The organism is Paenibacillus agaridevorans (assembly GCF_003112455.1).
In the GTDB taxonomy this organism is placed as follows: domain Bacteria; phylum Bacillota; class Bacilli; order Paenibacillales; family Paenibacillaceae; genus Pristimantibacillus; species Pristimantibacillus agaridevorans.
In genome coordinates this window covers 1-468 of record NZ_BDQX01000295.1, presented here as the reverse complement: position 1 = coordinate 468, position 468 = coordinate 1, and the positions used below count along the sequence as shown (strand labels likewise).

1 protein-coding gene is annotated in these 468 nt (G+C 55.8%); it reads left to right on the top strand.

Annotation, left to right across the window (positions count from 1 at the left end; all coding sequences use genetic code 11):
- Positions 1–29: 29 nt before the first annotated feature.
- Positions 30–468, top strand: a 439-nt coding sequence (locus PAT3040_RS24860; RefSeq protein ID WP_219930314.1) for an MBG domain-containing protein, incomplete at its 3' end; no start/stop codon positions are given.

Here is a 468-nt window from a genome sequence, read left to right as displayed (position 1 = left end):
AGCTGACGATCTCCAAGGCGTCTTATACGGTGACGGTCGATGATAAAACGCGCGAATACGGAGACCCGAATCCCGTCTTCACGAGTACCAGTGTCGGACTCCGCAACGGGGACACGTTCCCGATATCTTATTCGACTACCGCTACCGAGGTCAGTGGGGTCGGGACCTATGCAATTACGTCAAACGTGACGGATTTGGACAATAAACTCAAGAACTACGAGGTGCAATCCGTTCCCGGCACGCTTGCCGTAACGAAAGCGCCGCTAACCGTGACGGCTGATAATCAAACGCGAGAATACGGCGAAGCTAATTCCGACTTCACGGGCACGAGCGTCGGTCTTCGCAACGGGGATACATTCCCGGTGTCTTATTCGACTTCTGCTACGGCGGACAGCGCCGTCGGCGAGTACGACATTATCCCGTCCGTCGCGGATCAGGGAGGCAAGCTGGCGAATTACGAGGTCCAGA